This is a genomic window from Rhodococcus sp. 05-340-2 (assembly GCF_002258915.1).
Lineage (GTDB): Bacteria > Actinomycetota > Actinomycetes > Mycobacteriales > Mycobacteriaceae > Rhodococcoides.
The window spans coordinates 229764-253341 of the sequence record NZ_NOYU01000010.1 but is presented as its reverse complement, the minus strand read 5'-3'; the positions used below and the strand labels follow the sequence as shown (position 1 = coordinate 253341).

Annotated in this window: 25 protein-coding genes; 5 read left to right on the top strand and 20 right to left on the bottom strand. The window is 65.2% G+C overall.

The window, feature by feature from the left end; translation table 11 throughout:
* Nucleotides 1–83 precede the first annotated feature (83 nt).
* The 10 genes from CH271_RS05535 to CH271_RS05490 form a co-directional block, all read right to left on the bottom strand.
* Nucleotides 84–1256 (bottom strand): RNA polymerase sigma factor, encoded by a 1173-nt coding sequence (locus CH271_RS05535; RefSeq protein WP_094632948.1) that lies wholly within the window; start codon nt 1254–1256, stop codon nt 84–86.
* 8 nt (nt 1257–1264) lie between these two features.
* A complete protein-coding gene (locus tag CH271_RS05530) occupies nt 1265–1672 on the bottom strand; it encodes a YciI family protein (protein WP_037194437.1) in 408 nt (135 codons plus the stop codon).
* A 93-nt stretch (nt 1673–1765) separates the two neighbouring features.
* Nucleotides 1766–2788 carry a class II fructose-bisphosphate aldolase gene (gene fbaA, locus CH271_RS05525; RefSeq protein WP_094632947.1) on the bottom strand — a complete coding sequence of 341 codons (1023 nt, stop codon included), beginning with the start codon at nt 2786–2788 and terminating at the stop codon, nt 1766–1768.
* Between the two features lie 8 nt (nt 2789–2796).
* Nucleotides 2797–3831, bottom strand: a complete 1035-nt coding sequence (locus CH271_RS05520; protein WP_037194431.1) for a LacI family DNA-binding transcriptional regulator — start codon at nt 3829–3831, stop codon at nt 2797–2799.
* Between the two features lie 45 nt (nt 3832–3876).
* Complete coding sequence (locus CH271_RS05515; protein WP_094632946.1) at nt 3877–4527, bottom strand: nucleoside/nucleotide kinase family protein; 651 nt, start codon at nt 4525–4527, stop codon at nt 3877–3879.
* Nucleotides 4517–5440: a PfkB family carbohydrate kinase gene (locus CH271_RS05510; RefSeq protein ID WP_094632945.1), complete on the bottom strand. Its 924-nt coding sequence runs from the start codon at nt 5438–5440 to the stop codon at nt 4517–4519. The genes CH271_RS05515 and CH271_RS05510 overlap by 11 nt, the downstream gene beginning before the upstream one ends.
* The gene (locus CH271_RS05505) at nt 5421–6203 is read right to left on the bottom strand and encodes an ATP-binding cassette domain-containing protein (protein ID WP_037194425.1); all 783 of its coding nucleotides are present in this window, start codon (nt 6201–6203) and stop codon (nt 5421–5423) included. Before CH271_RS05505 ends, CH271_RS05510 begins: the two co-directional genes overlap by 20 nt.
* On the bottom strand, nt 6200–7189 hold the full coding sequence (locus CH271_RS05500) for an ABC transporter permease (protein ID WP_037194422.1): 990 nt from the start codon (nt 7187–7189) through the stop codon (nt 6200–6202). Before CH271_RS05500 ends, CH271_RS05505 begins: the two co-directional genes overlap by 4 nt.
* 34 nt (nt 7190–7223) lie before the next feature.
* Nucleotides 7224–8222 carry a substrate-binding domain-containing protein gene (locus CH271_RS05495; RefSeq protein ID WP_094632944.1) on the bottom strand — a complete coding sequence of 333 codons (999 nt, stop codon included), beginning with the start codon at nt 8220–8222 and terminating at the stop codon, nt 7224–7226.
* A 380-nt stretch (nt 8223–8602) separates the two neighbouring features.
* Nucleotides 8603–9586, bottom strand: coding sequence for a YihY/virulence factor BrkB family protein (locus CH271_RS05490; RefSeq protein WP_037194691.1), 984 nt, complete (start codon nt 9584–9586; stop codon nt 8603–8605).
* A gap of 149 nt (nt 9587–9735) precedes the next feature.
* Between CH271_RS05490 and CH271_RS05485 the strand changes: the two genes are divergently transcribed.
* Nucleotides 9736–9906, top strand: coding sequence for a CsbD family protein (locus CH271_RS05485; protein WP_008718579.1), 171 nt, complete (start codon nt 9736–9738; stop codon nt 9904–9906).
* 220 nt (nt 9907–10126) lie between these two features.
* Nucleotides 10127–10846, top strand: a complete 720-nt coding sequence (locus tag CH271_RS05480; RefSeq protein WP_037194418.1) for a GAF and ANTAR domain-containing protein — start codon at nt 10127–10129, stop codon at nt 10844–10846.
* Nucleotides 10847–10965: 119 nt separating this feature from the next.
* Here CH271_RS05480 and CH271_RS05475 read toward each other — a convergent pair whose 3' ends face one another.
* The 6 genes from CH271_RS05475 to CH271_RS05450 are packed head-to-tail and all read right to left on the bottom strand — an operon-like array spanning nt 10966 to nt 16921.
* Entirely contained in the window at nt 10966–11763 is a 798-nt protein-coding gene (locus CH271_RS05475) for a DNA-formamidopyrimidine glycosylase family protein (RefSeq protein WP_094632943.1), read from the bottom strand.
* 47 nt (nt 11764–11810) lie between these two features.
* Complete coding sequence (locus CH271_RS05470; protein WP_094632942.1) at nt 11811–12827, bottom strand: zinc-binding dehydrogenase; 1017 nt, start codon at nt 12825–12827, stop codon at nt 11811–11813.
* Nucleotides 12803–14395 carry a phosphonate ABC transporter, permease protein PhnE gene (gene phnE, locus CH271_RS05465; protein ID WP_094632941.1) on the bottom strand — a complete coding sequence of 531 codons (1593 nt, stop codon included), beginning with the start codon at nt 14393–14395 and terminating at the stop codon, nt 12803–12805. The genes CH271_RS05470 and phnE overlap by 25 nt, the downstream gene beginning before the upstream one ends.
* Nucleotides 14392–15198: a phosphonate ABC transporter ATP-binding protein gene (phnC, locus tag CH271_RS05460; RefSeq protein ID WP_179274809.1), complete on the bottom strand. Its 807-nt coding sequence runs from the start codon at nt 15196–15198 to the stop codon at nt 14392–14394. The genes phnE and phnC overlap by 4 nt, the downstream gene beginning before the upstream one ends.
* Complete coding sequence (locus tag CH271_RS05455) at nt 15198–16166, bottom strand: phosphate/phosphite/phosphonate ABC transporter substrate-binding protein (RefSeq protein WP_037194408.1); 969 nt, start codon at nt 16164–16166, stop codon at nt 15198–15200. Before CH271_RS05455 ends, phnC begins: the two co-directional genes overlap by 1 nt.
* A 56-nt stretch (nt 16167–16222) precedes the next feature.
* On the bottom strand, nt 16223–16921 hold the full coding sequence (locus CH271_RS05450) for a phosphonatase-like hydrolase (RefSeq protein ID WP_037194405.1): 699 nt from the start codon (nt 16919–16921) through the stop codon (nt 16223–16225).
* A 108-nt stretch (nt 16922–17029) separates the two neighbouring features.
* Here CH271_RS05450 and CH271_RS05445 point away from each other — a divergent pair, with 108 nt between their 5' ends.
* Genes CH271_RS05445 through CH271_RS05435 form a run of 3 tightly spaced genes read left to right on the top strand, consistent with a single transcriptional unit; the run spans nt 17030 to nt 19560 of the window.
* Entirely contained in the window at nt 17030–17743 is a 714-nt protein-coding gene (locus CH271_RS05445; RefSeq protein ID WP_094632940.1) for a GntR family transcriptional regulator, read from the top strand.
* A gap of 27 nt (nt 17744–17770) precedes the next feature.
* Nucleotides 17771–18931 carry a TIGR03364 family FAD-dependent oxidoreductase gene (locus tag CH271_RS05440; RefSeq protein WP_094632939.1) on the top strand — a complete coding sequence of 387 codons (1161 nt, stop codon included), beginning with the start codon at nt 17771–17773 and terminating at the stop codon, nt 18929–18931.
* A 26-nt stretch (nt 18932–18957) separates the two neighbouring features.
* Entirely contained in the window at nt 18958–19560 is a 603-nt protein-coding gene (locus tag CH271_RS05435) for a TetR/AcrR family transcriptional regulator (RefSeq protein ID WP_037194399.1), read from the top strand.
* A 28-nt stretch (nt 19561–19588) separates the two neighbouring features.
* Here CH271_RS05435 and CH271_RS05430 read toward each other — a convergent pair whose 3' ends face one another.
* The 4 genes from CH271_RS05430 to CH271_RS05415 all read right to left on the bottom strand — a co-directional run bounded on the left by CH271_RS05430 (nt 19589) and on the right by CH271_RS05415 (nt 23555).
* Nucleotides 19589–20812 carry a Dyp-type peroxidase gene (locus CH271_RS05430; RefSeq protein WP_094632938.1) on the bottom strand — a complete coding sequence of 408 codons (1224 nt, stop codon included), beginning with the start codon at nt 20810–20812 and terminating at the stop codon, nt 19589–19591.
* The gene (locus CH271_RS05425; RefSeq protein ID WP_094632937.1) at nt 20805–21371 is read right to left on the bottom strand and encodes a copper chaperone PCu(A)C; all 567 of its coding nucleotides are present in this window, start codon (nt 21369–21371) and stop codon (nt 20805–20807) included. Before CH271_RS05425 ends, CH271_RS05430 begins: the two co-directional genes overlap by 8 nt.
* Complete coding sequence (locus CH271_RS05420; protein WP_037194393.1) at nt 21368–22843, bottom strand: PepSY-associated TM helix domain-containing protein; 1476 nt, start codon at nt 22841–22843, stop codon at nt 21368–21370. Before CH271_RS05420 ends, CH271_RS05425 begins: the two co-directional genes overlap by 4 nt.
* Nucleotides 22844–23024: 181 nt before the next feature.
* Nucleotides 23025–23555, bottom strand: a complete 531-nt coding sequence (locus CH271_RS05415; protein ID WP_037194391.1) for a hypothetical protein — start codon at nt 23553–23555, stop codon at nt 23025–23027.
* Nucleotides 23556–23578: the final 23 nt, after the last annotated feature.

Sequence of the window (23578 nt, the reverse complement as noted above, 5' to 3'; positions counted from 1 at the left end):
GCCTCTTTCTCTTCTGTCCCACACGCAACATCAGCACCAATCGAGGGTCGCACGAATTTCGCTTCCTACCGCTAACGATCGGATTACGAAACCGATCGGTCCGTTCGCTCGCGGCGGTCTCGGCCGGCCCGTAACCGCGCGGCCTGCAGCGTCAGATGGTGCCGCTCGGGGATCGACGACGCCTGCTCCGCCGCCTGCACGTACAGGTCGGCAGCACGCAGCAGATCACCGGCCTTCTCGCACAGGTACGCGGCCACCGCCGTGTGCCGCGGGACGGCCGGATCGACCTCGCCGAGTGCCTCGAGCCCCGCCGCCGGACCGTCGGCCTCCCCGATCGCCACCGCTCGATTGAGTCGCACGACGGAACTGTCGGTGAGAGCGAGCAACTCGTCGTACCACTCGACGATCTGCGGCCAGTCGGTCTCGTTCACAGTCGGCGCATCGGCGTGCAGGGCGGCAATGGCCGCCTGCGTCTGGAACTCGCCCAACCGATCCTGCGCGAGCGCTGCCTGCAGAATCCACACTCCCTCCGCTATCAACGTTGTGTCCCAACGAGATCGGTCCTGCTCCGCGAGCGGGATGACGTGGCCGTCGGATCCGGTCCTGGCCGAACGGCGTGCGTGGTGCAGAAGCATCAGCGCCAACAGCCCGGATGTTTCCTCGTCGTCGGACAGTTTGGCCAACTGCCGGGTCAACCGGATCGCCTCGGCCGCCAGATCGACGTCGCCGGTGTACCCCTCGTTGAAGACGAGATACAGCACCCGTCGCACTGTCCCGACATCCCCGGGCGCGTCGAAACGCACGTCGCGCACTGTGCGTTTGGCTCGGCTGATGCGTTGCGCCATGGTCTTCTCCGGAACCAGGTACGCCTGCGCGATCTGCCGCGTCGTCAATCCCCCGACGGCACGCAGCGTCAGCGCCACCGCTGCCGCCGGACCGAGCGACGGATGCGCGCACAGAAAGAACAACTGCAACGTGTCGTCGACGCCGCCCACGCTGGCGGGATCCGGTTGCGCAGCGACTCGATCCTCGCGGGCTCGTCGCGCCTTCTCGGAGCGTTGCGCGTCGAGAAACTGTCGCCACGCGACGGTCACCAGCCAACCCTTCGGGTCTGTCGGCTCGGCGTCGACCCACGTCGAGTTCGCCTGTACCAATGCCTCCTGCACGGCGTCCTCGGCCGACGCGAAATCTGCTCCGCGGTGGACGAGGACGCCGATCACTGCGGGTGTCAATGCCCGCAGCACCTGGGGGTCCATGGTGATCGTCAGTCGGCGATGGTGGGAGGAGCCTCCATGAACGGGCGCAACTCGAGCCACTCGTCGATCGGTTTGCCCCCTGCGCCCGGCGCAGCCGACAGCTGTCCGGCCAGCTCGAGCGCGCGATCGTAGGAGTCGACGTCGATGACCATCCAGCCTGCGATCAGGTCCTTGGTCTCCGCGAACGGACCGTCGGTGACGGGTGGTTTCCCTTCCCCGTCCGAGCGCACCCACGTTCCCTCGGGGGCCAGGGCCTGCGCATCGACGAACTCTCCGGTCTTCTCGAGCTCGGCGGCGAAATCTCGCATGAACTGGATGTGGTCGTTCACTTCGGCAGGGGTCCACCGGTCCATGGGAACCCAGTCGGCCGGCTCGGGGGCTCCGCGGTAGTGCTTGAGCATGAGGTACTTCGCCATGGTGTCTCCTGACAGTCGGTGCGGCCATTCTTGCCGCATTCGACCCTGGGACGAAGCCGGTCCGCCGATTTCTACACGCTCGACGGAAATTGATCAGTGCATCGTGCGCCCTGCCGAGCCGAGCATCTGTGTCGCCTCGACCACCCGAGCCGCCATCGCCGTCTCGGCCGGCTTGCCCCAGGATCGGGGGTCGTAGGCCTTCTTGTTTCCGTACTCGCCGTCGACCTTGAGAACCTGGTCGTACTTGCTCAGCATGTGACCCGCGATGGATCTGGTGAACGCGTACTGGGTGTCGGTGTCGATGTTCATCTTGATCACCCCGCTGGCGACGGCGGAGGCGATGTCTTCTGCGCTGGATCCCGATCCACCGTGGAACACCAGATCGAACGGGTTGTCCCTACCGGTCTCGGCTCCGACGACGGCCTGGATCTCGGCAAGAATTTCCGGGCGTAGGTGCACCGAAGCAGGGTTGTAGACACCGTGTACGTTGCCGAAGGTCAGGGCAGTCATGTATCGACCGCGCTCCCCTGCGCCGAGCGCGGCGATCGTGGCGCGCGCATCGTCGACAGTCGAGTACAACTGTTCGTTGATCTCGTGTGAGACGCCGTCCTCTTCCCCGCCGATCACGCCCACTTCGATTTCGAGGATCGTGTTCGCCTGCACCGACAGATCGAGCAATTCGCGAGCGACACGCAGATTCTCGTCGAGCGGCACGGCCGATCCGTCCCACATGTGCGATTGATACAGCGGGTCGAGTCCGCGTCCGCGTCGGTCGATGGCGTCGGCCAACAGTGGCCGCACCCAGTCGTCCAGATTCTCGGCGGGGCAGTGATCGGTGTGCAGCGCCACCGAGATCGAATAGTGCTGCGCCACTTCGTGGGCGTACTGCGCGAGCGCCTTGGACCCGGCGAAGCGGTTCTGCACGGCGTTGCCGGACAGATAGAGCGCGGTACCGACCGATACCTGAATGATGCCGTCGCTCTCGGCCTCGGCGAATCCTTGCAGAGCTGCGTTGAGAGTCTGCGAGCCGGTGACGTTGATCGACGGGTAGGCGAATCCACCCTCCTTGGCGCGATCCAGCATGGCGGCATACTGGTCCGGACTGGCAATCGGCATGAGCTGTCCTATCTTTCGGGTGCGGCCGGCATGTCGACTGATGGTGCCGTACAGCCGCAGGAATTTCGGTGGGTGAAGGTGGTCGGTACGCGGATCGATCGGGGCGCGTCCTCGCGCCCCTCGATGCGGCCGAGGAGTAGGTCGGCTGCGGTTCTGCCGATCGTTTGCACGTCCTGAGCCGCGGCCGTGAGCCGGGGCTCGAACAGATCCGACCACTCGAAGTCGTCGTAGCACACGAAGGCGAGGTCGGCCGGAATCGACAAACCCAGGCCACGAACGGCTTTCAGTGATCCGATGGTCATCGAATTGTTCATCGACACCAGAGCCGTCGGCCGATCCGGACCCGACATCAGCCCACGCACCCGAGACTCGGCCACCTCGACACTGGACCGACCGTCGAGGATCAACCGGGGATCCAACTCGATTCCTCGATCGGCCAGTGCGCGGGTATAGCCGTCGAATCGCTCTGTGGTGGAGGAGATCCCCTCGATGCCGCGAACGATCGCGATGCGGCGATGTCCGGCGTCGAGAAGGTGGGTCGTGAGTTCGTACGCCGACACGTCGTTCTCCGGGCCCACCTGATCACACGCGACGTCGAGCATCCGGTCGATCAGCACCAGAGGCGTTCCGCTACGCACGATCTCGGGAATCGTGGAAAACTCCGAGCCCGCTGCAGGCGCGAGAATCATGCCGTCGACCTGGCGGTCCAGCAACGAGTCCGTCACCCTGCGCTCGGAACGCGGCTCATCGTGCGAATCACCGAGGATCAGCACGTAACCGGCCTCGGACAACCGCTCCTCGACGGCATGGACCAGGCTGCCGAAGTAGGGGTTGGTCAATGCGGCGATGGACAGTCCCACGGTGTGAGTCCGACCTGCCGCGAGCGATCGAGCGACGACGTTGCGTCGGTAGCCGATCTCGAGAATCGCCGCGTCGACGCGTTGCCTGGTGGCGGGATTGACGTTGCGGGTGCCGTTGAGCACATGTGAGACAGTCGATACCGATACCCCGGCCAGGCGGGCGACATCGTCCATCGTGGGCATGTCAGACGGCCCAGCGCTGTCGGGTCTCGTGGCCTTGTGGAATCGTCATGTCAGCCGCAGGATTCGATCGGCGCGGCGCGCAGTCGACCCGATCAGTTCCGCGTTGCGCTCGTCCGATCCGAGAGCCCAGAACTCCGCATCCTCGTGCGACTTTCCGTAGGCCTCGTGCCGAGCCACCAGCCGTTGGTGCCGAACCTCGGTGTGCGGAGCCAGGAACCAGACCTCGTCGATCATCGCCCGCGCCGACGGCCACGCGTCGGACTCCATCAGCAGGTAGTTGCCCTCGGTGATGACGAGCGGGACAGTCGACGGCACCGGGATCGAGGACCCGATCGATTCCTCGATCTCTCGGCGAAATCTCGGCGCGTACACGACGGGACCACCTGGTTGCTGATCGTGCACGGCCGCGATGAGCCGCGCGTAACCACCGTCGTCGAACGTGTCGTGGGCACCCTTGCGATCGAGCCGGCCCAGCTCGATCAATACCTCGTTGGCAAGGTGGAATCCGTCCATCGGAACCAGTACCGCCAGTTCCGGCCCGAGCCCGTCGACGAGTTGCTGTGCCACAGTGGACTTTCCGGCACCCGGTGCACCGGTCAGGCCGAGTATGCGTCGCTCGCCGGACACTGCCAGCTTTCGTGCCAGCTCCACGAGTTCTTCGAGGGTGGCTTCCTGTACGTCCTGGTCAATGCTCACCGTTGTCGCTTTCGAGTCCGCGGATGGGAAGTTCGTGTAGCCACACTCTGGGGCCGATCACCGAGCAGCGCAGTGCGGCAACCCGAGCCGACCTGTCGATGCGCTCGGAAAGAGAGCCTGGCTGCGTGGAGTAGTAGGCATACGCGCCGTGGAACGCATCCCCGGCACCCAGAGTATCGACCACTGCGACCGGCTTCACCTCGACCGATCCCGACGATCCCTCGGACCACCATTCGACGGGCTCGCCGCCGTGGGTGGTGACGACGGTTCGTACGCCGGATCCGACGAGCGCCGCGGCAGAGTCCGCTGTGTCCGAGGTGCCGGGGGCGCGAAAGTCCGCCGAGCACACCATGTCCGTGGCATGCGGAATCAACTCGCTCATCACCGGTTTCCAACGACCGGCGTCCACGACCAACGTGGTGACCCGCGCCGCCGCATGTTCCGCGGCGGCGCAGGCGATCAGGGGGTGGTGCCCGTCGACGAGAACGACGTCGGCACCGGCAACGACGGCCTCTAGACCCTCCGGCGGCGAGGCGTCGGAGTTGACGGCGTCGGCCGAGACGACCGACCGGTCACCGGTCGATTCGATCACCGTCACCGCCGAGACGGGAACGGACCTGGTGGAGCCCTCGGCCGCGTCGATCACCTGCACTCCGAATTCCGCCAGGTCGGCCTTGACCAGCGCTGCCACCGGGTCGTCTCCGAGCGCGGTGACGAGCACAGCCGTCCCGCCCAGCGCAGCGAATGTCACTGCCGCGTTGGCGGCAGGACCTCCCGCCGCGACGAACTGGGCACTCGAGGTGATCTTCTGGTTGGGTGCCGGCGCTGCCGACACTCGATGAATGATGTCGAGTGTCGCCAGCCCGACGAAAACACCGACCGGACTTGTCGATTCAGAGTCCGGCACGTTCATCGTCGGTCGGCTCCTCCGCGCCGGTCATGAGCGCGACGACCTCGGACATGGTGCGGTTCTTCGGATCCACGACGCCCGCCCGCTTGCCGAGACGGTGGATGTGAATCCGGTCGGCGACCTCGAACACGTGCGGCATGTCGTGGCTGATGAGCACCACCGGAATGCCTCGGTCGCGGATCGTGCGGATCAGATCGATCACCATGCCCGACTCCCGCACGCCGAGTGCGGCCGTCGGCTCGTCCATGATGATCACTCCGCGTCCGAACGCTGCCGCCCGGGCAACTGCAACGCCCTGACGCTGACCGCCGGAGAGCGTCTCGACCGCCTGATTGACCGACTTGATGCCGATCTTGAGATCCTGCAGGTGCTTCGAGGATTCCTCGCGCATCCGCGGCATGTCGAGTCGACGAAAAAGACTGCCGCTGATGCCTTTACGCTTGATCTCGCGTCCCAGATAGACGTTCGACGCGATGTCGAGAGCCGGAATGACGGCCAGGTCCTGATAGACCGTCTCGATGCCTGCCGCTCGTGCGTCGCGCGTGTTCTTGAACGACACCGGCGAGCCGTTCATCAGGATCTCACCCGAATCCGGAATGACAGCCCCGGCCAAAGCCTTGATGAGACTGGACTTTCCGGCACCGTTGTCGCCGATCACCGCCAGCACCTCACCGGCCCGTAACTCGAAGTCTGCACCGTTGATGGCCGTGACGCTGCCGTAGGTCTTGACCAGACCACGCGCTTCCAGAGCGAGGGTGGCACTCACTGTGACCTCCTACGTGCGAATTGATCGACGGCCACCGCGACGATGACGAGAATGCCGGTCGCGACGTTCTGGTACAGGCTGTCGACGCCTGCCTGTGTGAGCCCGTTGCGGAGCACACCGACGATCAGAGTTCCGATGAGAGTGCCGATGACGGTGCCGCGGCCACCGAACAGGCTGGTTCCACCGATGACGACCGCGGTGATCGTTTCGAGGTTGGCGTTCTGATAGGCGTTCGGATCGGCGTTGGGGATCCGTCCGAGCGCTGCCCATGCCGCGATCGCCGCGATGACACCGGTCACGATGTAGACCGAGAACAGCACGCGTCCGGACTTGATGCCGGAGCGGTCCGAGGCCTGCGGGCTACCGCCGACTGCGTAAATATGTCTGCCCCAAGAGGTTTGGGACAACGCGTACCACATCACGGCGTACACCAGCAGCATAACCACCACGCCGTAGGTCGTGGAGAAACTGCCGATCTTGAACGAGGTACCCAGCAGCGTCAGTGGTCCGCTCGGCACCTGGTAGGTCTCGGAGCCGGCCAGCAACCTGGTGGCTGCCTGGATCGCGGTGAACGTGCCGAGTGTGACGATGAACGGTGGCAGTCGCAGCATCGTCACCAATCCGCCGTTGATCGCACCGAACGCCACACACACGGCAAGCGTGGAACCCAGTGCGACCACCGGACCGTTCGCGCCTGCCGACTGCGCCATCACGATGGTGCCCATCACCGCCACCGCACCGATCGACAGATCGATACCGGAGGTCAGGATGATCAGCGTCTGGCCGACAGCGAGAATGCCGACGACCACCGACTGCTGCAGAATCAGAGAGACGTTCTGCGGGTTGAGAAACGAGCTCGAGATCGAGCTGAAGACGATGACGGCGATGAGGAGCGCGGCCATCGGTCCGAGCAGCGGTTCACGCAGGATGGTTCCCACGTTGAACCGGCTCGGAGCCTTGGGAGGCGCAGCGGTGTCGGTACTCACGAATCAGATCCCTGTGTTCGCCGGTGCGTCGCGATCAGCCCCAGCAATTCGCTTCGCCCCATGCGGTGTCCTGGGATTCGATGCCGGCTACCGGCTTGTCGGTGACGAGCTGCGAGCCGGTGTCGTTGAAGCCGCTGGGCTTGGTGCCGTCCTGGGCGAACTTGACGACCGCGTCGACGCCCTGCTCGGCCATCTTCGCCGGGAACTGGAGCACCGTCGCGCCGATGATGCCGGACTTGACGTTCGCGATGCCGGTGCAGCTACCGTCAATGGAGCCGATGGTGATCTGATCGGCGCGGCCGGCGGACTGAATCGCCTGGTACGCACCCGCCGCGGCGGGCTCGTTGATCGTGTAGAGCGCGTTGACGCCCGGTGCGCGCTGCAGCAGGTTCTCCATGGCCGTCTGCGCCTTGGTCTGGTCGCCGTTGGTGTTCTCCTGGCCGACGATCTCCGACGAGCTGTCGGTCAGGCCCATGCCTTCGAGGAAGCCGTCGTGACGGAAGGTGTCGACCGTGCCGCCCGCGGTGCCGTCGAGCATGATGACCTGGGGTGCAGTGGTTCCGAGCGTGCCCTTGACCCATTCACCCTGGCTGACGCCTGCGGCCTTGTTGTCGGTCGCGAACGTGGCGTCGACCGCGTCCTCGGGATCGGTTGCGGTGTCGAGGGCGATGACGACAACGCCGGCGTCACGTGCCTTCTTGATCGCGTCCAGGACTCCGGTGGACGAGTTCGGGGTGATCAGAATCCCCTTCACACCCTGCCCCACCAGGTTCTCGATGGCTGCGACCTGACCCTCGTTGTCACCGTCGAATGCGCCGGCCAGAGCCACCAGCTCGGCTCCGCTGGAATCCGCCTGCGCCTGCGCTGCCTCGCGCAGCTTCACGAAGTACGGATTGGAATCCGTCTTGGTGATGAGCCCGACCTTGACGCTGTCCGAGTCCGAGCTGCTGCACGCGGTGAGGCCGAAGACGAGCGAACCGGCCATGAGCACGGTCCCGATCGTCAGCGCAGACTTCCGACGGTTATTGAACATGTGGACTCCCTTGTCCCCTAGCCACGCGGTCGCGTCGCTCGATTGCAGGAGCCTAAAACCGATACAAGCGCTTGCGCATGCGCTTTCGCGAAACAAACTCGGAGTCTTTTTCTGACCGACCGGCTGACCGGTTCGTGACGGGGGTCACGCAATCGTCGAGTCCCGCCCCGCGCAGCTCCCCGGGCCCCCGCACACGCGCGATCGTCTGGCCTTGGACGCCGCCCGGCACCGCCCCAGTCCCCGCAAATGCGCGCGCGTTTGCCATCCGCGCGCGATTTCGCGCCCGATCACCTCGCTACTCCGCGCGCACCCAACGAATGCGCGCGCGTTTGCCTCACCCCGATCCCCGATAGACCGGAGAACCGGCCGACGCGGTCGGCTCACTTACTCGGCGAGTCCTCTTCCGTCACCGAATCCGGCTCCTCGTACGTGACGGTGATGTCCTGAAATCCCTTGTTGCGCTGCGCTTCTGCCTGGCCGGTGTAGGAGTTCTTGTCACCCTCGGTGAGTTCGACGTTGTCGGTGAACGGTGTCAACAGCGCCCGGGGATGTAGGTGGTCGACGCGTACGGCGTTGATTTCGATGCACAGCACGATCAGCACAGACGAGACGTAGAGAAAACCGAGCAGACCGAGGACTATCGCGAAGATACCGTTGCTGGCGCTGGCATTGCCGACGACATAGCGAATGTAGATGCCGCCGAACGATTGCAGCGCCTGCCAGATCACGGCTGCGATCGCCGCACCGGGCAGAACCTCGCGCACACTCAGGGCGCGAGCGGTCCCGATTCGGAACGCAGCGGTGAAGACCACGGCGTTGACCACGACCGCTCCGACGAGTGCCAGTGCACCGCCGGCAAACCCGAACACGCCAGAGGATGCGACTCCGTTGAGAACGGTCAGGCCGATGATGGCGGTGCCGACGGTACTGAGCAGCAGCAGCCCCCGCAGCCGACCCTTGATCGGATCCGGTTGTTCGTTTCGCGGGACGGACCACGCGGTGTTCATCGCGTACTGCGCGGCGAGTGACACTCCGAGTCCGCCGTACAGCGACCCCACCACGCCGATGACGATGGCCGTTGTTCCGCCGCTGAGTCGATCCGGCTGACCGAGTTGATCACCGATGACGGGGATCTGGCTCATTGCCGAGTCGATGATGCGGGTCTGCAGTTCCGGGTCACCGGCCAGAACGATTCCCAGCACGGTGGTGAAGAGCAGCAACAACGGAAACAACGACAGGAACGAGTAGTACGCGATGAGAGCCGCGAGATATCCACCTCGGTCGTCGAGAAACTTGTACAGAACCGCGAGCGGGAAACCCGCCGACGGGTGTCTGCGCTGAAAGCTGTCCACCTTGCCGACCATCATCGATCGAATGTATCCGCCGCGCCGCTGCTGGAAACGTTGCCCGCGCACGTATCCGGTGTGACCCAGATCTCAGCGACCCGGCGTGCGCTTTTCGGTTCGAGCCTCGACCAATTTCTGACACCGCACGAAACGAGAAGGGAACTCACATGAGCTTCATCGACAAGGCCAAGAACGCTGCAGAAGATGCCATCGGCAAGGCCAAGGAAGTTGTGGGCGACGCCACCGACAACAAGGACCTCGAGGCCGAGGGCAAGAAGGACCAGGGTTCGGCAGGCGTGAAGAAGGTCGGCGAGAACATCAAGGACACCTTCAAGTAGGTCGCATTCGCGAGGGCCGTCGATCTCCGGATCGACGGCCCTCGCTGCATTCTCGGGTGTCGCTGCCGATGCACTTCGGTTCTAGGTACAACCTCCTGATGACAACGTATAAAGTGCACGGAGTCGACATTGTCGGCCGATACGGGCGTCCAGCAGAAGGCGTGTTCGTGGATCTCTCCGGCGAAAGGCGGCGGAGGTCTTGTGCGAGAGGACTCTCTGAATGTCGCAACCATCGACCGGTGTACAGCTTCCCGGGTCTTCCCCCGCATCGTCGCTCGCCGAATTCGCGCGCTCCCTGCGCGACACCCGTCGGTCGATGCCGGAGACGGTGAGCGAGATTCTGCGCACAGCGATCCGGCTCATCCCGGGCGCGACCGTGGGATGTGTCACCACGGTGCGCAAAGGCGTGCGCACCGTCGTAGCGTCCACCGACCCCCTTGCCGAGAAGCTGTGTCGGCTTCAGTACGAGCTCGACGAAGGCCCGATTCCCACCGAGGTTCGCCACTTCGACGTCGTCGTATCGCACGACCTCACGGCGGAACCGAGATGGCCGGAGTTCGCGGTTCTGGCCGTGAAAGAGGGCTTCAAGTCCTTGGCGGCGTTTCAGCTCTTCAGCAATGCCGATGACCTCGGTGCGTTGATTTTCTACAGCGACGAGCAGGGAGCCTTCGACACCGACGCGGTCGAGATCGGTGAAGCCCTCGCAGCGCATGCCGCCATCGCGATGCTCAGCGCCCGCGACAACGAACAGTTCCGGACCGGCCTGGCCAGTCGAGACATCATCGGCCAGGCCAAGGGCATGATCATGGAGCGCTACGACCTGGACGCGGTGCAGGCGTTCGATCTTCTGGCCAAGCTGTCACAGCAACAGAATCTCCCTCTGCACCGTGTGGCTCGTGACCTGGTGGAGACCGATCACCCGACGAACTCGACCTTCTGACGACCCGACGGGTTTCGATTCTCTGCTCACGAGGAATGGCTGTCAGTGGTATCGGCAGACAACACGCGATACCCGCGGGCGGTTATGTCGTTGAGACAACAGCGATCGACCGCTCGTCGCTACCGCTCCGGTTGGCACCTCGGACACCACCATGTTCGACGCCGATCGGGGTCACCGGGAACCTCCGCGACCACCCGAATCGACGTTCCACACCGCAGACACGGCTTGCCGGCTCGACCGGCGACCCAGTGCGCACGGCCCTTTCGAGTGTCTCCGGTGGTCACCTGCATCGCACCGGGAATTGTCGCCGAGTGACGCATCGCTCGCTCGAGTAACGCGACCGATCTCTGCGCGTCGACATCACCCGACGGCGTCCACGGCCACATCCCTCGGAGGAAGCAGAGCTCGTTCGCCCACAGATTTCCCGGACCGGCGATCACCCGCTGGTCCAGCAACGTCGCGATGATCGGCCGCCGTCCCTGGGCGGCAATGTTGGCACTTGCGCGCTCGGCGTCGAACGTCGGATGCAGCGGGTCCGGTCCGAGATGCGCGATCAGCGCGTTCATGTCCCGCGTGTGTCCGTAGTCGACGACCGGCAGCAGAATTCCGTACGCGGTGGGCCCGTCGACCGCGGCGAGCCGGACGCGCACGTCGGGTCGGATGCGCTGCGGAATCGAGCGACCGGCCCGCACGACCGTCCACGATCCGCTCATCCGCAGATGCGTGTGCAGCGTGGTGTCGTCGTCGAAATCGGTGAGCAGATGTTTGCCGTGCGTCCGATGCGCGACGACGGTTCGGCCGGCCAGATTCTCCACTGCGTGCGCGGGCACCTGAAGCCTTCCGGCCCGCAACGATGCGCCGTCCAGTGCTCGACGCAATCTCGCGGCCAATACGAACACGGTGTCACCTTCGGGCATGCGTGCTGTGTATCCCGGCTACGGAAAACGCAATCCGACGCCGCTCCTCACGGTGCAACCGACGACCGAAGGATGCCCGACGGCGTCGGCCGCAACACCGACGCGAGTTCCGCCAAGGGCACCGGTGCCTCGACGAGGGTCTCCCATGGATACTTCGCACCGGTGTCGTGCAGGAAGGCGACGGCCCGGTGGAGGTGACGGGGCTCGTAGTTGTGGATTCCGGTGATGGTCAGCCAGTTCCGCACCACTGCTTCGGGGTCGACGGCGATCGGTGCACCCGGCGCGACGGATCCGGCGAGCACGAGCCGCCCACCGATGTCGAGTCGCCCCAGGGCCGCCTGCACGGCCGAGGACGATCCGGAGAAGTCGATGGCCACATCCGTCCGTTCACCGTCGTCCTCCGCGGCCCCGAATACACGAGCTTGTCTCTGCCGCTCCGGGTCTCGATCGAGAACCGACACCGTTGCTCCTCGCTCGCTCGCCGCCGCGGCGGCGGTGACCCCCAGCATTCCTGCTCCGACGATCAGTACCCGTCGGCCGTCGACGACACCGGCGGCGTCGAGAGCGGCCATCACCGTCGCCGTCGCACACGCTGCGGGCGCGGCGACGGCGTCGGGCATGGTGTCGGGAATCCGGGCCACTGCGGTTCCGCGCGGGAGCACGATGTGTCGAGCGTAGGAGCCACTGAGAACCCATGCGCTCTCGGCAGACTCGTGACCCACCTTGCGCACGGACGAGCACTTGGCCGTGAAGCCGGACGCGCACCGGGGGCACCGGCCACACGGCACCGTCACCGACCAGACGATCCGATCCCCCACCTCCGCAGCCGACGTCGCGTCACCGACGGCAACCACACGACCGACGGCCTCGTGCCCGAGTACAGACGGGCGCGCACCGTGTCGTCGCCCGGACACGGTGTGCAGGTCGCTGCCGCACACCGTGGCGAGGTCGACTCGCACCAGCAGGCCTCCCGGCTCGAGAGCGGGAATTCCTATGTCCCACATCTCGATCCCGCTCCCCGTCCAGACAGCGGCCTGTGTCAGACCAACAGTGATCTGATCCATCCGGAGATCCTTTCCACGATGTACACGACGACGAAGATGACGAGAACGATTGCACCGGCGACGTCGAAGTTCAGGGTACGAATCGACTCGAAGAGCAGGAAGCCGATACCGCCTGCACCGACTATCCCCAGGATCGTGGAGGTCCGAATGTTCACGTCGAGCAGATACAGGCTCGAACCGACCATCGACGGAATGGCCTGAGGAACAACGGCACTCAGAGTCCGGTTCCACCACCCGCCACCGACCGACGCCACCGCGTCGAGGGGACCGGGGTCGATCTCCTCGATCGCATCGGCGACGAGCTTGCCCAGGAATCCGACGGATCCGATGGCCAGTGCGCAGGTTCCCGCCACCGGACCCAGTCCGAGCGCTGCAACGAACACAACGGCGAGGATGAGTTCGGGGACGGCGCGAACCAGGAGGATCCAGGATCTCGCGACCCAGTACACCGCGGGATGCGGAGTTGCGTTGCGCGCAGCCAGGACTCCGACGGGTATGGACAGTACGATTCCGATTGCGGTGGCCACGACTCCGATGGCGACGGTCTGCACGGCGGCGTCGAACAGGTCCGCACCCAGTGCGGAGAAATCCGGTGGGACCATTCGCCCGAACACCTCGACGGACGGTCCGATCCACGTCAGCAGCGACCGCGGATCCAGCTCGAGGACCACGAAGGACGCCACGACCGCGACGACGAGCACGGCCGACGCCCCGATTCGCATCAGTCGATCGCGCTGTGGGCCTACCGCGGACGGCACCAGCAGCATGCGGCGAAGAGCCATCGCCGCCAATTCCATCGCGGCGATGATCACCAGGATCACCAGCACGATTCCGAGAGCACGCGGGTAGATCAGTCCGCGCAGAGCGTCCTGAAGGGCGAAGCCGATACCGCCTGCCCCGACGAAGCCGAGGACCACCGACATGCGCAGGTTGATGTCGATTCGATAGACGAAGGCTCCGATCCAGGCCGGAACAACCTGCGGAACAACGGCGTTGATCATTTCCCGGTAGTAACCGGCGCCAGCGGCACGGAGCGCCTCTCGCGGTCCCACATCGGTCTCTTCGATGGCGTCGGCGAACAATTTGCCGAGCATGCCGATGGAATGCAGTGCGAGCGCGAGGATGCCGGGCAGCACACCGATTCCCAACGCCCTGACGAACAGCACCGCGAACAGCAGATCCGGCATCGCCCGGCAGAAGGTGATGACGGCGCGAGCGATGCTGTACAGGATCGGGTGCGGCGAGGTGTTCCGCGCCGCGAGAAACGCCAGCGGTACCGAGACGATCGCTGCGAGCACAGTGCCCAGTACCGCCATGAGCAGTGTGTCGAGTGCGAGGGAGACGATCCTGCCGGTGTCGTCGACGCGGGGCGGCAGCATCCGCTCGAGTAGGTTGCCGACATCCTCCAGACCGTCGATCAAGGTCGTAGGCGCAAAGTCGATGTAGCCCGCCGAGAGCACGGTGAGAACGAGGGTGGCGACACCCAGCGCCGGGAACAACCATCGACGTCGCCGCGGATGATCCTGTACTGCAACGTTCGTGGGCTTCGGTTCCACGGTGACGGTCATGTCGGTGCCACCGTGGTCATGTTCCCGGGGTCGGGCGCGATCCTCTGATAGATCGGCATGATGTCATCGCGCCGAAGACCGACGGCGGGGCGATCGAGCACCACCCGGCCGTCTCGCAGACCCACGAGGCGATGCGCCCAGCCGAGCGCGAGATCGACCTGATGCAGGGTGCACACCACGGTCAGCTTCTCTTCACTGCACACTCGCTGCAACAGGTCCATGACCACACCTGCGTTCTCGGGGTCGAGTGAGGCGACGGGCTCGTCCGCGAGCACGATCCGCGGACGCTGATTCAGGGTTCGCGCGATTGCCACCCGTTGCTGCTGACCACCGGACAGAGTGTCGGCGCGGCGTTCGGCGAAGTCCGCCAACCCGACTCGGTCGAGGCACGCCCTGGCTTCCTCCCGCATCGCTTTCGGGTAGGTGAGCGCGCCGTAGCGCGGAATCGACAGGCGGCCGATGCCACCCACGAGTACGTTCTCGAGGCAACTCAACCGGCCCACGAGATTGAAGTGTTGAAAGATGAACCCGACGTCTCGGCGCAGTTCGCGTACTCGGCGCCGGTTCGCGAGGTCGACGCGAATGTCGAGTGCAGTGACGCTCCCCGAGGTGACGGGATGCAGACCGTTGATGCATCGCAGCAGCGTCGACTTGCCGGAGCCGGAAAGCCCGAGCAGTACCAGCATTTCACTGCGGTGCACGTCGAGGTTCACGTCCTGCAGCGCGGTGGTCGACCCGAACGTCTTGGTGACGTTGCGGACGCTGACCACCACGTCGCGCGGGTCCATCGGTGCGGATTTCATCAGCCCTGGCACTTCTCGGAACCGGTGACCTCGCATACGTGGCGCACGCCGTCGTAGTCGCTGTCCTGTGCCGGCACGACGCCCCAGGCGTCCTCGTCGGTGATGCGGCATTCCTCGGCGCAGATGCCGTCGGCGATGAAGGCATCCGAGTTCATGCCCTCGCTGAACACGTCCTGGAGTTTCGCGATGGCCTCGCTGCCGAGGTCGTTGTTGGCCGCGAAGAGCGATCCGGCGATCATCTCGGACTTCCACACCGTCTTGAGCTCACCCGGTGCGAGCTCGCCGTTGTCGATCATCGTGCGGTCGACCATGGTGTCGAATGCGAACCCGGCGTCGCAGTCACCGGCCTTGACTCCAAGTGCCGATGCGTCGTGCCCGCCCGCGTAGATCGGGGTCATGGCGGCGGAGATGTCTGCCTCCGAACCCGAGGTGATGACATCGTCCTCGATCAGTCCCGCTGTCGGATAGAGGAACCCGGAGGTCGAGCTCGGGTCGACGAAGCAGACCTTCTTGCCTGCGTAGTCGGCGAGACCGTTCACCGAGGCATTGTCCGAACGGGCGATTCCGTAGGACTGGTATCCGGGCGGACTTGCCTCGTCCTGAACGACGGCACCCAGCGGCGTCATGTCGGCTCCGTTGATTCCGGCAACGACGTAGGCGAAGGGACCGAAGAACGCGATGTCGACGTTGCCCGCGATCAAGCCCTCGACCACACCGGCGTAGTCCGAGGCCTGGACGAAGTCGACGGTCGCTCCGGTCTCGTTCTCGAGCCGCTCGATGACCGGGTCGTAGCTGGCTTTCAGATCCGTCGAGTTCTCGGCGGGAATTGCAGCGAGCGTGATGGTTTCGGGGAATCCCTGCTCGGTGGTGGCTCCCTCGGAGGAGCCCGAGCAACCGGCTACGACCAGAGCCGCGGCAGAGAGCACGGCTGCGGCGGTTCCGGCACGACGGCGAGAGGTGGTGATCATGGCATGGTTTCCGTTCGGTGACGTTCGAGTGTGGTGGTTGTTCGGGGCAGAGCTGTTCAGGGCAGAAGGACGGGCGGAAGGTCGGCGACGCTGTCGAGCACGTGGGTGGCACCCGCCTCGCGCAGCTGATTCTCGGAGTGAGCTCCGGTGAGCACACCGATCAGCAGAGATGCGCCGGCGCGGCGGCCGGACAGGATGTCGCTGGAGGTGTCACCGACGACGGCGACGGCGGACATGTCGGTCACCTCGGCGAGCAGGGCGGCCGACAGGACGAGATCGGGGTACGGACGGCCGCGACCGGCGCTCCCGGGTGCGAGGAACGCGTCGGGCAGATCCCGCCAGCCGAGCGCGTCGATGATGCGGTTCTGGGTGGGTGCCGAGAATCCGGTCGTCAGAACGACGGCGACTCCGGATTCGCGAAGCTTCGTGATCGCTTGGGCCGCACCGGGTACGGGTGAGACCCCGTCGTCGATGCGAGCGTCGTACGCCGACTCGAAGGCACGGTTGGCGGCCTGAGCACGGTCCTCTGCTCCGAACAGTGCACGAAACACCTCGATCTTGGACTGGCCCATCGTGTCCAGGACATAGCGGCGGGCCTCGTCACGTTCGGGACCGGCGTCGGCGAGTCCGACGGCGGTGGCAGCGGCATCGAACGATTCGAGGACCAGACCGTCGTCGGTGACCGTGGTTCCGGCCATGTCCAGAACGACGAGTTCGAAGGCCGTGCGGGTGTTCGGGCTGGTGGAGTTCGGCATGAGGGAGACACTGCCGTTTGGTATAGACCAATACGTGGAACTCGGGTGAACAGGCCGTGAACGTCGTACGACGAATAGGTCTAGACCAATTGCTGCTATGGTTGGTCCATGGTCGTGGACACCGAACCTCGCGTACTCAAGCACCAGATCGTCCGCAGAAGTCTCGACGCCATGCTCGACGGCATGTCGGCGGGCGATGCGTTTCCTTCCGAGCGCGATCTCGCCGATCGATACGACGTGTCCCGCGAGACATTGCGTCAAGCCATCCGAGAACTGTTGGTAGCCGGTCGAATCGAACGACGGGGCCGTGCGACGGTTGTGGCCGAACCCAAAGTGGTGCTGCCGCTGGCCGTCGGCTCGTACACCGAGGCCGCGCGCGAGAAGGGTATGAGCGCTACCCGAATCCTGGTCGGTTGGGACGTGTTCCGAGCCGACGACGTTCTGGCGGAACTACTCGGCATCGAGACCGGTTCGGAGGTGGTCCAACTCGAACGCGTCTTCACCACGGGCGACGTCCGAGTCGGACTGGAGACGACTCGCATTCCCGCGTATCGGATTCCCGGGTTGCAGGACAGTTTCGATCACCGTTCCTCGCTGTACGCCGAATTGGCCGCACTGGGAATCGCTTTCGGACGCGTAGTCGACACCATCGAAACCGTCCTCCCCGATGCCCGAGAAGCCGCACTGCTCACCGTCGACACCCGGACACCGATGTTTCTGCTCGGCCGCGTCTCCTACGACACGGCCGGGGTTCCCATCGAACACCGACGATCGCTCTATCGCGGAGACCGGATGACCTTCACCGCTGTCATGGACGCCTGACATGACCTCTCGAGAAAGACGCCTGACATGACATCGACGTACGACGTCGTGGTCGTCGGGGCCGGCATCGTCGGTCTCGCACACGCTTATCACGCCCATCGGCGCGGACTCGCCGTGGCGGTGGTCGATCATGCCGATCGTGTCGCAGGTGCCTCGGTGCAGAATTTCGGACACGCCTGCATCACTGCGCAATCCGGCACTGCACTCGAATACGCTCGAGTCGGCCGCAGTCATTGGCTCGACCTTGCAGGCAAGGCCGGCTTCTGGGCTGCGGAAGCGGGGACGCATTGTGTTGCCCGGCACGAGGACGAATACACGGTGCTCGAGCAGTTCGCCGAACTGCGAGGGAAAGAGCAGGTACAACTGCTCGACCGCGCCGAGATATCGAGCCGACTGCCCATCGCGCACGCCGACGTCGTAGGCGGCATGTACATGCCGACCGATGTTCAGGTCGACCCGCGTGCCGCCGCACCTGCCATCGCGCGCTGGCTCGCCGACTCCGGGGTGGACTTCCACTGGCGCACCGCTGCAACGTCGTTCACCCCGGGCGTCGTCCACACCTCGCGCGGCGAGCTGCATGCCGGCACCACGTTCGTCACCGTCAACCACGACATCGATCGCCTGTTTCCCGACAGCGCCGAACGCGGCGGACTGGTGCGATGCAGGCTGCACATGCTGCGTGCCACGCTGCCGCTGCGTGCGCCGCTGCCCACCCCACTGTTCACCGGCTGGTCCCTGCTCCGGTACTCGGGTTTCGAGAACCTGCCGGCCGTCGCAGACGTCGCCGCCCGCCTGCAGGCCGAGCATCCCGAGTACGTCGAACTCGACCTGCACCAGATGTACACCCCGCAACCGGACGGCTCGATCCTGCTGGGCGACACACATGTTCGCGAGATCACCGCGTCGCCGTTCCAGAGCGAGCGCGGATTCGAGGTGTTGGTCACCGAAGCGAAGGCCCTGTTCGGGGTCGACCGCGTGGACGTCACGGAGCGGTGGCAGGGAACGTACTGCTCGGCACCGGGCTCGGAGTTCCTGCTGGAAGAACCGGTCGATCGCGTGTACGTCGCCACCGTCACCACCGGAATAGGCATGACGACCAGCATGGGCCTTGCGCTGTCCAACGTCGACAGCGCTCTGACCCCGGTCGCGCGGCGAGAGACCCGCCCTCGGCTCACCGCGCACAACTGAGCACATCTTCGTGTCAAGATGTAGCCATGCCGCCCGTCGTTCGTCCCTACAGAGGCGTCGCCGCCGACGAACGTCGACGTGAGCGACGCGAGAAGCTGCTCGATGCGTGCCTCGACGCCGTAGCGGAGTCCGGTGTCTCCACCGTCACGGTCGACGACATCTGTGCCCGCGCCGGCCTTTCCAAGCGCTACTTCTACGAGAGCTTCGGTGACCGCGACGCCATCCTCGTCTCTGCACTCGACGACGTGATCGATACCGTGGGAACCGCACTGAACGAGCTCGAGCAGGAACATGGATCGACGGAAGAACGCGTCGCACACACCGCCGCGGCCTTGGTGCGCGCTCTCACCGCCGATCCACGGTCCTCCCTGCTGTACACCGAGGCGTCGGCCAATCCCGCACTCGAGGACCGGCGCCGACAGATGGTCGACAGGTTCACCCCACTGCTGATGAAAGCAGTGCTCGACGCCGATCCTGCGGACCCCCGCGCCGAGGCAGCCACCGTGCTGATGATCGCCGGGACGACCGAACTTCTCGACCGATGGCTGCGCGGCACTCTGACATTCACCGAAGCCGAGTTCGTCGACACGTTGACCGCGCTCGGCGTCGCCCTGGCAACCTCGTTCTGAGTCGCGGGATCCGCACCTGTCGGCGCAGTCACCCGAGCAGGCTCTGACCCAGATAGCCGTCGTCGACCACTCCCGGCAGTATCGCGAACACCGCGGACCCGATCGGCGTCGTCCATTCGTTCAGTGCATCGAACTCGTCGAGGCGCTGCTGAATCGGTAGGAGCTGGGTCAGCACATCGCGCTGATAGCTCGCGAACAGCAGCCCGGAGTTCGACACCGAACCGGGAGCAGGTGGATCGTCGTAGTTGTACGCCCGCCGGAAGATTCGCTCGCCGTCGTGAAGGTGCCGTGCCCTCGCGATGTGCGAGGACGGCGGGATGACCGGAATGCCGAATCGATCCGTCACGTCGAAATCGGCCTCGTCGAACTCTGCGGTTCCGGTCAACGGGGCACCGGTGTCGAGAGTTCTCCCCACCGACAACTCCCGGCCCGGTCGGTCCAGTTCGTCCCAGGTGTCCATCTCGATTCGTATGCGACGCAACACCATCGACGTTCCGTGCTGCATCCAGGGCTGGTCGCTGCCGTCGTCCCAGACCAGGCCGTCGAAGTCGGTACTTCCGGCCTTCGGATTGACGGTACCGTCGACCTGCCCCATCAGATTGCGCATCGTGGTGCCCGATTCCTCGGTACCCCGCGAGCGCCGGAACCCGCGCTGCGTCCAGGCGATCGTCACCAACGAGCGAACGTTCTTGGTGAGTACCCGAAGGGCGTGTGCAACGGTGACAGGATCGTCCGAGCACACCTGCAGCAGCAGATCTCCACCGGTGAATTCCGGTTCCAGACGGTCGATTCCGAAGGCAGGAAGCGGTGCCAGCCACGACGGCCGCCGATCCGGCAGACCGATCGCATCGAACACGCCGGGGCCGAGTCCGACGGTCACCGTCAGGCGTGCGGGCCGAAGCGCCAGTTCGGCTTCGGTATCGGCCAGCGCGGGTGCACCGGCAGTGAGCCGTCCGATGTCCTCGGTCCAGACCTTCAGAATCCCGATCAGCTCGTCGCGCCCGACTCGATCGTGCAAGGTCAGCCCGACGAACGTCGAGTGCGCCTGTGGCGGAACCGTATCGATGCCCGCTTGATGCAGGCCACGCCACGGCACCGTGTCACCGCCGGTGGCCGTCTCCTCGGCCCGGTTGCCGATGATTCCGTAACCGGTCGCGGCTCCCACCCCCGCGACTCCGAGCGCGGCGACGCCTCCACCGAGGAGACGTCGCCGGCTCAGCGAGCGTGGTGACCGGTTGTCGTTGTCAGCCACCGGGTGTCGGGGCAGGGGTTGCCGACCCGTCCATGTCCATGTCCATGTCCATGTCCATGCTGCCCGGCTCGTAGTTCTCCTGGGCACCGGAGAAGTCACGAACCTGCGCGGTGAACGTCGTACTCGACGCATCCTCGAACTCGAGGGTGAACTCCGCGTCGGCTCCTGGAGTGAGCGGAGAGGTCACATCCATGAGCATCAAATGGTCGCCGCCCGCGGCGAGCACATGCGTTCCGCCCGCCGGAATGACGAAGCCGCCCTCCTTTGGACGCATCACCATCGCTCCGTCGGCCCCGGTTGCCATCTCGTGCAGTTCCATTGTGCTCGACGCCGGCGACGACGCACCGACCACGTGCACATCGGAGTCGCCGGTGTTCTGCAATTCGGCGAACGCCGCGGTCATACCGGAGTCGGCGGCTTTGACCCACTGCTCGCGGACGACAACGGAATCGGACTCCTTCGCCGCGGCGGCCGGCTCGTTGCTGGAACATCCGGTGAGGATCAGACCGGTGACCGACAGTGCGGCCAACAAGGTCGAGGTACGTCGGGAGAGTGTCATGCGAGTTCGCTTTCGTGTCGAGAGGCAGCAGCATTGGCGGTTCTGGTCCGTGCTCGACGGATCGAGCCGAGGACCACGTCGACGGCGAGGAACGCCACCAGGCTCAGCCCGAGGAGTGGGACGAACCAGCCGACAGCAACCGCGACGACCGTCAGTGCGACGACGGACATCGGTGAGATTCGGCGAATGCCGCCGCGCAGCGGGGGACGCCCCGCGGTGAGGCCGGTTGCCTTGGTGGGACGGCGTTTCCACCACATCATGTAACCGCGGACGATGACCGATGCCAGAGCGACCGCAAGTGCAAGCAGCGCAAGCTGATTGGCTACACCGAACAGAGTCCCCATGTGCAGTTGGATACCCCAGGCCGAGAGCTTGGCAGCAAGGGGCCAGTCGGAGAAGTACAGGGTGTCGATCACCGTGCCGGTACTGCCGTCGATCGAGATGGAGTTGTTCGACATCACCCAGGGCTGACGGGTCTCGGCGACGACGAACGCTGCGTCGTCCGACGCCGGGATCGACGCCTCCACCGCCCCGTCGATACCGTTGGCCTTCGCGATGCCGAGGACCGAATCGATGCGACCGACGTTGTCGTCGGTCATCGACGCGTCGGCCGACATGTCCATCGAATGACCGCCGTGACCGGAGTGGTCACCCGTCGTCGTCGCCTCGGAGGAACCGATGGTCTTGGTGATGGCGGGGGTGGTCCAGCTCAGCGCCGTGCGGAGGTCGGTGACGTTCTCGCCCGCGTAGGTGGACCACGTGAGTCCGGTGGCGGACAGGAAGATCAGACCCACAGCGATCCAGATTCCCGCCACTCCGTGCCAGTTCAAAGACCGATTGCGCCCCTTCGACTTTCGATCGAAAGTGAGCAGTCGTGCCTTGTCGCGGTTGCGTCGATAGCGCTCGAACCACAGGTAGAGGCCGCCGAGCGCGATCACCCACAGCCACGAGGCGGCGAGTTCGCTGTAGAGGCGACCGGGTTCACCCAGGTGCAGATGGCGATGCAGCTCGGAGATCCAGGTACGCACAGGCAATGAGCCGGACGAGCCGTACACCGTCAGCTCGCCCACGGACGTCGCGGTCGCGGGATCGACGAAGACGGCCAGCCGCTTCGATTCACCGAGGGTGGGGTCGGTGAACATCACTCGGGTGGTGTCGCCTGCTTCGGCTGCGGGGCGAACGGCGGCGACGGTGAGATCGGGTCGTTCGGCCTGCGCTGCGCGTATCTGATCCGCCACCGGCACGGCCGGGCCGGTGGCGTCGACGTGCAGGTAGTCCCGATACATGAGTTGTTCGATGGTCGGTGCGACGGCGTACAGCCCGCCGCTGATGGTGGCGATGAGAATGAACGGTGCAACGAGAATACCCGCATAGAAGTGCAGCCGCAGGATCAGCGGACGCCAGCTGCGAGGGCTTGTCGGACGGGTGGGCGGGGAAGGATCGGCGACGCGTTCCATTTCGGGTGTGGACACGAGGTCTCGTTTCGTGAAGAGATGAGTGGGCGCGCGGATGTGCGCGAGGTGGCATCGCCTACGGGACCGGGCCGCGCGGAGGCAGCGTGAATCACCGAGAGTGCGATGTGCGGTGTCGAATGCGGCAGCAACCCACTACCCGACGCCTGACGAGCAGGGCGGGCGAGACAGTGGGGTGTGCTCAGGCAGTCCGAGCCGGTGGTCCGCGGTTTCCGCAGCCCGAAAGGTCGAGAAGTCGTGGTGATCCCGGGATCCGGTACACCGGGAGTGGTGGGGCGATACGATTGTCGTCGACGACGAGCGCTGCCAGCATCGGCAGTGTTTCGCGGAGCGAGGTGACCGCGCGCCGGATTCCGTGCTCGGCTCCGCGGATGGCAAGTGCGCCGAACAGAACGGCAACGGCGTGCGCGGCGAGCATCTGCTGGGTGAGCATCGAACCGTGATGGTGACCGTCGACGGCGGTGAGCAGCAGGTGACCGATCGCCTGCGCCGTGGCCAGAACGACCAGCAGCTGCGCCCGGGGTGCTCCCGCTGTCGGTGCCACCGATGTCGCGTATCCGGCCGCCGCGCACACGAGCACCAGCAGCACTATCGCCGCGTCCGAGGGGAACATCCCACCGCCGAAGGTGTGTGCCGTGGCTGTGACCAGTGCGGACAGCGCGCCCACGGAGGCACCGCGCAGAGGCGCGAACCCATCCGTGGTGGCAGACATGAACGGGATACTACTACCAACTA

What these genes read in the sequence shown, in the direction of transcription:
- CH271_RS05535 (WP_094632948.1), bottom strand. Translation starts at nt 1,256, where the DNA reads ATGGACCCCCAGGTGCTGCGGGCATTGACACCCGCAGTGATCGGCGTC.
- CH271_RS05530 (WP_037194437.1), bottom strand. Translation starts at nt 1,672, where the DNA reads ATGGCGAAGTACCTCATGCTCAAGCACTACCGCGGAGCCCCCGAGCCG.
- fbaA (WP_094632947.1), bottom strand. Translation starts at nt 2,788, where the DNA reads ATGCCGATTGCCAGTCCGGACCAGTATGCCGCCATGCTGGATCGCGCC.
- CH271_RS05520 (WP_037194431.1), bottom strand. Translation starts at nt 3,831, where the DNA reads ATGCCCACGATGGACGATGTCGCCCGCCTGGCCGGGGTATCGGTATCG.
- CH271_RS05510 (WP_094632945.1), bottom strand. Translation starts at nt 5,440, where the DNA reads ATGAACGTGCCGGACTCTGAATCGACAAGTCCGGTCGGTGTTTTCGTC.
- CH271_RS05495 (WP_094632944.1), bottom strand. Translation starts at nt 8,222, where the DNA reads ATGTTCAATAACCGTCGGAAGTCTGCGCTGACGATCGGGACCGTGCTC.
- CH271_RS05490 (WP_037194691.1), bottom strand. Translation starts at nt 9,586, where the DNA reads ATGGTCGGCAAGGTGGACAGCTTTCAGCGCAGACACCCGTCGGCGGGT.
- CH271_RS05485 (WP_008718579.1), top strand. Translation starts at nt 9,736, where the DNA reads ATGAGCTTCATCGACAAGGCCAAGAACGCTGCAGAAGATGCCATCGGC.
- CH271_RS05480 (WP_037194418.1), top strand. Translation starts at nt 10,127, where the DNA reads ATGTCGCAACCATCGACCGGTGTACAGCTTCCCGGGTCTTCCCCCGCA.
- CH271_RS05475 (WP_094632943.1), bottom strand. Translation starts at nt 11,763, where the DNA reads ATGCCCGAAGGTGACACCGTGTTCGTATTGGCCGCGAGATTGCGTCGA.
- CH271_RS05470 (WP_094632942.1), bottom strand. Translation starts at nt 12,827, where the DNA reads ATGGATCAGATCACTGTTGGTCTGACACAGGCCGCTGTCTGGACGGGG.
- phnE (WP_094632941.1), bottom strand. Translation starts at nt 14,395, where the DNA reads ATGACCGTCACCGTGGAACCGAAGCCCACGAACGTTGCAGTACAGGAT.
- phnC (WP_179274809.1), bottom strand. Translation starts at nt 15,198, where the DNA reads ATGAAATCCGCACCGATGGACCCGCGCGACGTGGTGGTCAGCGTCCGC.
- CH271_RS05455 (WP_037194408.1), bottom strand. Translation starts at nt 16,166, where the DNA reads ATGATCACCACCTCTCGCCGTCGTGCCGGAACCGCCGCAGCCGTGCTC.
- CH271_RS05450 (WP_037194405.1), bottom strand. Translation starts at nt 16,921, where the DNA reads ATGCCGAACTCCACCAGCCCGAACACCCGCACGGCCTTCGAACTCGTC.
- CH271_RS05445 (WP_094632940.1), top strand. Translation starts at nt 17,030, where the DNA reads ATGGTCGTGGACACCGAACCTCGCGTACTCAAGCACCAGATCGTCCGC.
- CH271_RS05440 (WP_094632939.1), top strand. Translation starts at nt 17,771, where the DNA reads ATGACATCGACGTACGACGTCGTGGTCGTCGGGGCCGGCATCGTCGGT.
- CH271_RS05435 (WP_037194399.1), top strand. Translation starts at nt 18,958, where the DNA reads ATGCCGCCCGTCGTTCGTCCCTACAGAGGCGTCGCCGCCGACGAACGT.
- CH271_RS05425 (WP_094632937.1), bottom strand. Translation starts at nt 21,371, where the DNA reads ATGACACTCTCCCGACGTACCTCGACCTTGTTGGCCGCACTGTCGGTC.
- CH271_RS05415 (WP_037194391.1), bottom strand. Translation starts at nt 23,555, where the DNA reads ATGTCTGCCACCACGGATGGGTTCGCGCCTCTGCGCGGTGCCTCCGTG.